General features: G+C 56.2%; 10 protein-coding genes. 7 read left to right on the forward strand and 3 right to left on the reverse strand.

Going from position 1 to position 8,758, the window contains the following annotated elements:
* Window positions 1-87: 87 nt before the first annotated feature.
* Window positions 88-1,146 (reverse strand): ThiF family adenylyltransferase, encoded by a 1,059-nt coding sequence (locus tag RMSM_RS17455; RefSeq protein WP_008698979.1) that lies wholly within the window; start codon window positions 1,144-1,146, stop codon window positions 88-90.
* 225 nt (window positions 1,147-1,371) lie between these two features.
* Here RMSM_RS17455 and ccsA point away from each other — a divergent pair, with 225 nt between their 5' ends.
* The 3 genes from ccsA (at window position 1,372) to hemA (ending at window position 3,562) form a co-directional block, all read left to right on the forward strand.
* A complete protein-coding gene (gene ccsA, locus RMSM_RS17460; protein WP_052031678.1) occupies window positions 1,372-2,088 on the forward strand; it encodes a cytochrome c biogenesis protein CcsA in 717 nt (238 codons plus the stop codon).
* Window positions 2,072-2,281 carry a hypothetical protein gene (locus tag RMSM_RS42705; RefSeq protein WP_008698985.1) on the forward strand — a complete coding sequence of 70 codons (210 nt, stop codon included), beginning with the start codon at window positions 2,072-2,074 and terminating at the stop codon, window positions 2,279-2,281. Before ccsA ends, RMSM_RS42705 begins: the two co-directional genes overlap by 17 nt.
* Before the next feature lie 129 nt (window positions 2,282-2,410).
* Window positions 2,411-3,562 (forward strand): glutamyl-tRNA reductase, encoded by a 1,152-nt coding sequence (gene hemA, locus RMSM_RS17465; RefSeq protein WP_236622184.1) that lies wholly within the window; start codon window positions 2,411-2,413, stop codon window positions 3,560-3,562.
* A gap of 63 nt (window positions 3,563-3,625) precedes the next feature.
* Here hemA and scpB read toward each other — a convergent pair whose 3' ends face one another.
* A complete protein-coding gene (gene scpB, locus RMSM_RS42030) occupies window positions 3,626-4,849 on the reverse strand; it encodes an SMC-Scp complex subunit ScpB (protein WP_236622185.1) in 1,224 nt (407 codons plus the stop codon).
* Window positions 4,850-5,099: 250 nt separating this feature from the next.
* Between scpB and RMSM_RS17475 the strand changes: the two genes are divergently transcribed.
* The 4 genes from RMSM_RS17475 (at window position 5,100) to RMSM_RS43430 (ending at window position 8,430) form a co-directional block, all read left to right on the forward strand.
* Window positions 5,100-5,801: a hypothetical protein gene (locus RMSM_RS17475; RefSeq protein WP_008698993.1), complete on the forward strand. Its 702-nt coding sequence runs from the start codon at window positions 5,100-5,102 to the stop codon at window positions 5,799-5,801.
* Entirely contained in the window at window positions 5,798-6,988 is a 1,191-nt protein-coding gene (locus RMSM_RS17480; RefSeq protein ID WP_008698995.1) for a cysteine desulfurase family protein, read from the forward strand. The genes RMSM_RS17475 and RMSM_RS17480 overlap by 4 nt, the downstream gene beginning before the upstream one ends.
* Window positions 6,989-7,135: 147 nt before the next feature.
* On the forward strand, window positions 7,136-8,266 hold the full coding sequence (locus tag RMSM_RS17485) for a helix-turn-helix domain-containing protein (RefSeq protein WP_236622186.1): 1,131 nt from the start codon (window positions 7,136-7,138) through the stop codon (window positions 8,264-8,266).
* Window positions 8,267-8,301: 35 nt separating this feature from the next.
* Window positions 8,302-8,430: a hypothetical protein gene (locus RMSM_RS43430; protein WP_008698997.1), complete on the forward strand. Its 129-nt coding sequence runs from the start codon at window positions 8,302-8,304 to the stop codon at window positions 8,428-8,430.
* Between the two features lie 76 nt (window positions 8,431-8,506).
* On the opposite strand, the gene RMSM_RS17490 is transcribed toward RMSM_RS43430, so the two are convergent.
* Window positions 8,507-8,758 (reverse strand): DUF427 domain-containing protein (locus tag RMSM_RS17490; protein WP_040767728.1); only part of this gene is annotated, 252 nt, incomplete at its 5' end.

Raw genomic sequence — 8,758 nt, forward strand, 5'->3', positions numbered from 1 at the left:
GAAAGTAGATGGCATTGGGCTCGCGCCGCACCGCTACCAAAGTCGATAGCAATGACTGCGGGGTAGGGGGACGAAAATCGACGCAAACTAACCGCCGACAAAGCGGTCGTACAGCGTTCGCGCCCGACTGGCGTCTTCGGTGCCATCGATCACCGCACGGCCATCGGCGAACAGCGTCAGCCTGAGTTCGGCTTGATTCGACTGCGAAGGAATCGTCAAGCGAACGAAAAACGGATTGGACTGGACGTTGCCTTGGTCCTGCCATCGCTGGGCGACCTGTTTCAGCGCGATCTTGGTGGTCGTTGCCGGAGTGATCTGTACGGCATCGCGTCCGCAAATCTCCATCACCGCGCCTGATCGATCGTGATCGGCGTCCAGAAAATCGTATTTGTGCTGGGCACATGCGCGGCATGATTGACTCAGCGCGGGATCAAGCTGTAGGGCTCGAAACCGGTTTCGCCACAGATCGAACGACCAAACCTCGGTGTGGACCGCATCACGGTTACCGGACAGCCATTTGGTCGCCTCGAGACACTGCAGGCTGGCGATCATGTGGGTGGCGGCACCCAGCACTCCGGCGGTGTCACAGGTGGGGACCGATGCGGCTGGCGGCGGTTCGGGGATGAGGCAGCGGAAACAGGGGGATCCCCGACCATCAAACAAACAAACCTGGCCACTCGCTCCGATACATCCCCCATGGACCCAAGCGGTTTTTTGTTTCAGTGACCAATCGTTCAGCAGAAAGCGGATGGCAAAGTTGTCAGCGGCATCGATCACCAAATCGGATCCGTCCAACACGTCGGCGATGTTGGCGGCTGTGACATCGATCACGAGCGGTTCGATCTGGATCGAGCGGTTGATTTGAGCAATCCGCTCGCTTGCCGCTTGCACTTTGGCGCGGCCTTTTGCCGCATCGTCCTCATCAAACAACGCTTGCCGCTGCAGGTTCGTCCATTCAACCAGGTCTCGATCGACCAATCGCAACCGTCCCACTCCGGCTCGGGCTAGGATCTCGGCAGCCACGCTGCCGAGCGCTCCACAGCCCAGAATCGTCACGGCCGATTGTTCGATCCGCGATTGGCCCTCGGTACCGATCGGAGCATATTGGATTTGGCGAGCGTAGCGATTGTGATGGGTATCAGGCATCGTGGTTTCGTTGCTTCGAGAACATGCCAAGCTGACAAATTTCGGCAAGTGTGTAGGATGGTTGCTGGAAAAGCGTTGTAAATTCCGCTGTGATGCAGTTGAGCCCACAGTTGTGGGTCCCCCCGGTTTGCTGTGGCCCCATTGGTTGTAGCCCTGTTTGCTGTGGTTCGGCCATGGCGTCCCCCCCTCGAGCGTCACAGTCCCCCAAGCCCCAAAACCTCCACGATGCTCGCTATTCTTAGCAAGATTACCGTGACTTGTTTCTTCGCGAGCTACATCGTTGTGCTCGTTTTGGAACTACTCCGTCTGCTAGGCAAGATACCTGGCCGCGGCCTGCTCGTCATCGTGATGATGTCGCTGGGGCTGTTTGCTCACACCACATATTTGGTGCTGCGAACGATGGATGTCGTTGGCCGAGGCGACCGTGGGCTGATGGCAAGTTGGTCGGAATGGTCATTGTTGTTGGCGCTGGGGATGGCGATTTGCTTTTTGATTTTCTATTTACGGCGTCCCGATACGATCATCAGTTTTTACTTTTTGCCGGTGATCCTTGGTTTGATCGGATTGTCGGTGGCGGTACGACCGATGGCTCCGTTTTCGCGATCCGAGGCGGCAGAGGTGTGGTTGAGCATCCATGCATTTGCGATGGCCACCGGTGCCGGAGCGGTGTTGATTGGGTTTTTGGCCGGTGTGATGTACTTGGCTCAATCGTCTCGACTGAAACGAAAACGAGCCGGTTCGACGTTGCGATTGCCAACGCTCGAAACGCTCGCCCGACTGAACCGCCGCTGTTTGATCGTCAGCACCACAGCGGTCGCGATCGGCGTCGTCGCCGGCGTGGTGATGAATTTGAATCGTTGGGGACATGTCGGATGGACCGAGGGAGGGACCCTGCTCAGTTTTTCTACTTTTGGTATGGTTGATCGTGGCAACGTGTGTTGAGTTTTTCTATGCCCCGGCGAGCCAAGGTCGCAAGGCGATCTATTTGACGTTGGCCAGTCTTGGCTTTCTAGTGCTCGCCTTCTTTGGCGTGTTGACGTCGTCTCATGGCAGCGTCGAAACATCCGATGAAGCAGCGGGTGATGCGATCGTCATGATGGCACCAATGCCGTGTGCTGAGGTGCAGCGATCATGAAATTGCAAATGATTGGTTGCAGCCATCATGATGCCGCGGTCGAATTCCGCGAACGCATTTCGTTTACCGCCGACCAGGTGGGCAGGGCGCTACACGATTTTCGCAAACGTTTTTCCCGCTGCCGAAGTGGTGCTGCTTAGCACGTGTAACCGTGTCGAGTTGTACGCATCGACCAACGACGATTCGCTCGGTTTGGATCGCGATGCCGTTGCTGATTTTTTGGCCGGCCAACACCACATGTCGGCGGACGAAGTCATCCATCACATGATCTATCGGACGGGCCCCGAAGCGGTCGAGCATCTGTTTACCGTCGCGGCGAGTCTGGACAGCATGGTGCTGGGGGAAGCTCAGATTTTGTCGCAAGTCAAACAGGCCTATGACTTGGCGTGCAACAGTGGATCGGCGGGCCCGCTAACGCATGCGGTATTTCAAGCCGCCAACCGCACGGCAAAACGCGTTCAACAAGAAACATCGATTCATCGTCGCCGCGTCAGCGTGCCGAGCGTGGCGGTGGGCGAAGTCGTCCCCGAGGTCTTTGATTCGCTGCATGACAAACAGATTGTCGTTTGCGGCGCCGGTGAGATGGGCGAAGAAACGTTGCCTTATCTGATCCAAGGCGGTGCGACCAAGATCACGATCATCAATCGCAGCTCGCAGCGAGCCGAGGATTTGGCCAGCCGCTTCGGCGCCAAAACCGCGCCCTGGGAATCGTTGACCGAGAAATTGATCGAAGCCGATTTGTTGATCGGAACCACCAGTGCTGCCGACCCGATCGTCGACCGTGCGATGTTCGATTCGATCCGCAGCAAGCGACAAGGCCGGGTGTTGTTGATCCTGGATTTGGCGGTGCCTCGCGATTTCGATCCCGGCTTGGGGGATTTCCCCAACGTTTATCTGTACCAGATCGATGATCTGAAAGCGGCCTGCGAACGCAATCGGCGTGAACGTGAGAAGGAGTATCCCAAGGCGCAGCAGATCATCGCGGACGAAACCGAACGCTTGATTCTAGCCGTCAATCATCGGTCGACCGGACCGGTCATTCGCCGCTTGCGTGAGAATGCGGCGGGAATCAAGCAGGAAGAGCTGAAACGATTGACGAACAAGCTCGAACAATTAAACGTCGACGCCTCGGTGATTCAAGAGATCGACAAATCGTTTGATCGTTTGACCAACAAATTGCTACATCCACCGCTGTCGTCGGTCCGCGATGATGCCGCCGAGGGGCACCAACGCGGGTTGCTCGAAGCGCTGCGACACCTGTTCAATCTAGGTGACGAATAATGGACGACGCGTCACAGGTGACGGGTAAACCGGGACGCTGACGAAAAGCACGCGGAGTGGCGACTAGGTCCAATCCTCGTCGTCGTCATCCTCGTCTTCCCAGTCGTCGTCCTCATCTTCGTCGTCCCAATCATCGTCCTCTTCGTCGTCGTCGACTTCTTCCCAGTCGGCGTTCTCATCATCGACTTCGTCGTCATCTTCATCGAGGTCGTCGTCGTCGAGATCGTCGTCGTCCTCATCATCGTCGTCGTCGAGATCATCATCATCGTCGTCGTCGTCCCAATCATCGTCGACGTCGTCGTCATCCTCGTCGATGTCGTCCCCATACAATTCGTCTTCTTCATCCTCGATGATCGACTGCGGGTCGTCGACGATTTCGGTATTGGGGTCAAACGAGTTTTCAGCGGGACCGAGGGCGACCAGAACATCTGAATCGGCTTCGGAGAGAACCGATGCTACGGCGGTGCTCACGACAGACTCCTTCGTGGATGGCAAATTATCGTTAGGGGACGGATCTAGGGAGGTTGAATCTAGGGTTTCTTGGGCTTCGTTTTCAGCAGCGGGATCGGGTTGGTCTTCTTGTAGAATCTGCCACTGGATCGGAGGCAAACTGTCGGTGTTTGCGAGTCCGAAAAGTTGTAAGAAACGTTTGGTGGTTCCGTAAAGATACGGTCGGCCTAATTCTTCGCTACGGCCTGCTATACGTACTAAGTCCTTTTCCATCAACTGTCGCAACAAATCACCGCAAGCCACGCCGCGAATCGATTCGATGTCCGCTCGGGAAACCGGTTGACGGTAGGCAACCACCGCAAGCGTTTCCATCATCGGCGTCGACAACCGCATGGCTAAAGGCAAATGTCCAAGTCGAGTCAACCAAGGGGAAAGTGCTGCTCGGGTCATCAGACGATAACCACCCGCAATCAGTTCCACTCGGAACGCTCGTCCATAGGTTTCGTACGTACTATTGAGGTCGCGGACAAGTGTACGGGCCTCGGTTGCATCCGCCAAGTGAGCCAATTGAGCAAGTTTTCGCAGTGATAGAGGGGTTTTTGAGAGAAACAGGACGGCTTCCGCACGTTTCCGCTTCTTCTCGACACTATCATCCGAAGGATTCGTCTGAAGCGGCTCTTCGTCGGCGACCGATTCGTCCTCTAAAGCTGGATCGACATCCCGCCCCCCGAACACGCTGTAGGGTCGCGATAGCCGAGGGCTCCCCACCGACATTAATGCCAAGTGACCTCGATCACGCGAACTTCGCAGGGTTAAGATGGATGGAGTACGTTTCATCGCTTTACGTGTCAGAATGGTAAGATATCAATCACGATTTGCGAAGAATTGCGACGAAATCCGCTCGCTACGAAACGCATATACTGTTTGACAATCGTTCGTATCCTTTCGATTCTTCACTTTTTCCGCAACATCTTTCATCAAGGCTCCCTTGTCTACCACGGCATCAACCTCATCGTCCGCTTCGTCCCGCAGCTCCGAACCGCGAAGGCTGCGAAACCAGCGAGGTTCCCTGAAACGATGGGTCATCGTGATCGGCACGATTTTGGTCTCCTTGTTCGTCTTGCTGTTTGTTCGGACCCAGGGGTTTGTCAGCGGCCGCGAAATTTCGCCCGACACCTTTGTCATGCGAGACTTCCAGTTTTATGAGATCCCGATTGTTCATTTGCAGATCACTCCGATCCGCCGCACCGCGTCGACGCCAAAAACAGCGACCTACCTGCGTCAGAAAAAACTCATCGGCAATCCCTCGTCTCCGTCCAGCCGCTGGGATCTGGTCAACATTTCGCGAGGCTTTACCGGTGGCACCCCTTTGGATGGTCAACTTTTGGTCGACCATTTGTCGCTCGAGCACCAAGGTAACGCATATTGGCGGCAATGGAGCATCGATCACCCCGGCCAAGCCAAAGTATTTTGGCCAGTGATCCAGCGATTGGCCAATCGCGAACTCTATTTACTCATGCCCCCCCTATTTGAACTGGCCCAACGACAGCAAACCGCTGCCGAGCTGAGCGCTGAAATCGACCAATTGCTTGTTATTCAGTACCGCGATTTGATCCTCGATATGCGATCAGCCAAACGAGACGAGTTGGCCAACGGATTGCTAAACGAAGCGTTGTCGGATTTTCCCGAATCCGACGAGTTAAAGGCGTTGTCACAGCCCGACGCCACAGCGGACGCCCAAGCCAACTTGCCCGCAGTGGCAAGCCTCAGCGAATTGAGTGCCAAGTGATTTATCTGGACAACAATGCGACGACTGAGATCGATCCTCGCGTCGTTGACGTGATGATCGACGTACTCCGTAGCGGCCCCTGCAACGCATCGAGCCAACATGCGATTGGTCGTGCAGCGCGGCTGCGAATCGACGACGCCATCGACGTGATCGGTTCGGCGATCGATTCTGCCTTGGATCAACCCGGCGGTCCGAGGCTGATTTTTACCAGCGGAGGCACTGAATCGAACAATCTCGCCCTCACTGGACTTGCCGATCCAGACGCCGCAATCGTGCTGAGCCGGATCGAGCACCCCAGCGTGATTGCGGTCGCCGAGCATTTGGCCGCTCAAGGTCGTGAAATCCGCTGGATGGATGTCGACCATACGGGAGTCGCCAAAATTGATTCGCTCGCCGACCTGATTCAATCGGGTGATCGGCCGGCGGGGTTGGTGTCGTTGATGTCCGCCAACAACGAAACCGGAGTGATCCAGCCAATCGAACAGGCGGCCCAAATTTGCCGTGACCTTGGCGTGACCTTTCATGTCGATGCGACCCAGTCGATCGGAAAGGTGCCGATCTCGTTTCGCTCACTCGGTGCGTCTGCGGTCACCATGTCGGCTCATAAATTCCATGGTCCCACGGGGATCGGAGGTTTATGGATCGCCGGTGGCGTCAAACTGCGACCTCAACTGCACGGCGGTGAACAGCAACTCGAAAGCCGTCCGGGAACTGAACCGGTGCCGCTGATTTGTGGGATGGCAACCGCACTGCAATTGGCAACAAGCGAGTTGCCCGAAACACAGCCCCGGCTGAGCTTGCTACGCGATCGCCTCGAGCAAGGTTTGCGGTCGGCTCATCCCGATTTGGTCGTGCACGGAAGCTCCCGCGACGACGAAGGCGAAGTGGCCCTGGTCCCGCGACTTCCCAACACAACGTGTCTGTCGTTTTTGGGGGCCGATCGACAATCGATGCTGATGGCGTTGGATTTTGCCGGCGTCGCCTGCAGCAGTGGATCGGCCTGTAGCAGCGGCAGCAGCCCGCCCAGCCATGTGCTGTTAGCAATGGGATTACCCGCAGAACAGGTACAATCGGCGTTGAGGTTCGGGGTGTCAAAGTTTTCCACGGAGAAAAAAATTGATGATGCGATCGACCGTATCTCTAGGTGCTACAAGCGTTTAAGGCAAAATAGGGCTGTGGAAAACTAAGGATTTTCCCCCTCGTTATCCATCTTTGATTCGGTATAATCCCGCTGGTTTGCAGGATGTTCTGCGTCGCCGCACGCAGAACTTTGTAGGTGTCGAATTTTTGAACCCTCCTACGATGCGGCGACGTGGGATCACGACATTGCTGTTTTGTCATCTGTAACGCTGACAGCCGAGCCCAACCTCAAGCGTCCTCCGGTGGAGAGCGAAGTAGTCGCATTTCCGCTGGAGCGTCCGCCGCTAAAGGTACGCCGTCGTGAATCTGCCGTCAGCCCAATCCTGCTGCCCTATTTCATCGCGGGGCCCGAGAATCGCTTAGCCGCCTTTGTCGCGCGGCAAGAAACATCGGTGTTCGAGCTGGGCAACCCGATCCTGTTGGTCGGGCCGAGCGGTTCCGGCAAAACCGCGCTAGCGCTACACATGTCGGTGCGTCACGCGAACAAGTTGGGCTACATCGACGCCAGCGGCGTCCAGCATATGCCGGCAATTGAATTTGCGCGGCGATTTGCCGAAGCCGTGGCGGCCGATGACTTGCAGCATCTACGACAAGAAATTGATGACGTTCCGGTTTTGATCATCGATGATCTGCATTTGATCACCAGCAAACCCGCAGCTCAAGAAGAATTGGCGCAGCGAATCGAAGCACGCAGTGAGTTGCAACAGCCGACGGTGCTGACGTGTCGTCGTTTGCCCACCGAGGTGCGTGGATTGCGACCGGCACTGGTGAGTCGTTCGCTGCCCGGTTTGACGATCGCGATCAGTTGTCCGGTTGGCCGAACGCGAACGATGTTGTTGACCGAGTTGGCGCTGCAATTGGGACTCGAGCTTGATGATCCGCTGATCCAAATGTTGGACGAAGGGCTCGAACCAACGCTGCCCGTGCGAGCCTTGTCCGCCGCGATTCGCCAAGTCGATCTGTGGTGCCGGATGAACCAATCGCCGCCGTGTTGCGAAGCGATTGCGTCGGCGATCCAGTCCGCAGCACCCGACGAAGAAATCCCACTCAACAAAATCACCAACACCGTCGCACGCTACTTTCGTTTAAAGGCGAAAGATCTGCGTAGCAGTTCTCGCAAACAACACATCGTCCGCGCTCGATCGCTTGCGATGTGGTTGGCACGCCGGGTCACGTCCAAAAGTGTCACTCACATTGGCGAACATTTCGGCGGTCGTGACCATTCCACGGTCCTGCATGCGATCCGCAAAACCGAATCGCTATTGCACGACGACGCCGAATTGCGGTTGGCTTCCGAAGAGCTCGCTGACAAACTCGGCTGCTAATTCGGCCCCCAATCTGGTTCCCGAACAACAAACAAATGCTGAAAGTGTCGGGAGTTGCCCTGTTGGAACGCAGCATTGCCGATCGTTCGCAGGAATATCGCGACTATATCCAACGCACCAGCGCTTTTATTCCTTGGCCGCCGCAAAGCGAGCGATCGACCTAACGGATCGTGGTCGCTGAATCAAACTTCGATAAACCGCTTGCGAGGTTACCGAACTTGCAAACTATCGCTCACGAATTCACCAGCCTCGTGTTCCCTGGCCCCCTTTGTAGGGACCGACGATGTCGTTGGTGATCCATCCGCCGTAAAAATTACCTTCCTGCGACGCGACCTGTTCTCCGTCGACAACGCACTGATCCATCTTGCTGGGATAGAACGCCAAAAAGCCAGCGATGGCCTCGAACCTGCGGGTCGGACGTTTGTAACACCATGCTGCATTTTCGATTCTGCGGTCGTCGAGCTTTAGTGCGTAATAGGTCGCGTGTCCCTT

The sequence above is a fragment of the Rhodopirellula maiorica SM1 genome, assembly GCF_000346295.1.
Lineage (GTDB): Bacteria > Planctomycetota > Planctomycetia > Pirellulales > Pirellulaceae > Novipirellula > Novipirellula maiorica.

Bases quoted from the DNA above. Each gene is read 5' to 3' on its own strand.
- RMSM_RS17455 (WP_008698979.1), bottom strand. From the start codon at position 1,146: ATGCCTGATACCCATCACAATCGCTACGCTCGCCAAATCCAATATGCT.
- ccsA (WP_052031678.1), top strand. From the start codon at position 1,372: ATGCTCGCTATTCTTAGCAAGATTACCGTGACTTGTTTCTTCGCGAGC.
- scpB (WP_236622185.1), bottom strand. From the start codon at position 4,849: ATGAAACGTACTCCATCCATCTTAACCCTGCGAAGTTCGCGTGATCGA.
- RMSM_RS43430 (WP_008698997.1), top strand. From the start codon at position 8,302: ATGCTGAAAGTGTCGGGAGTTGCCCTGTTGGAACGCAGCATTGCCGAT.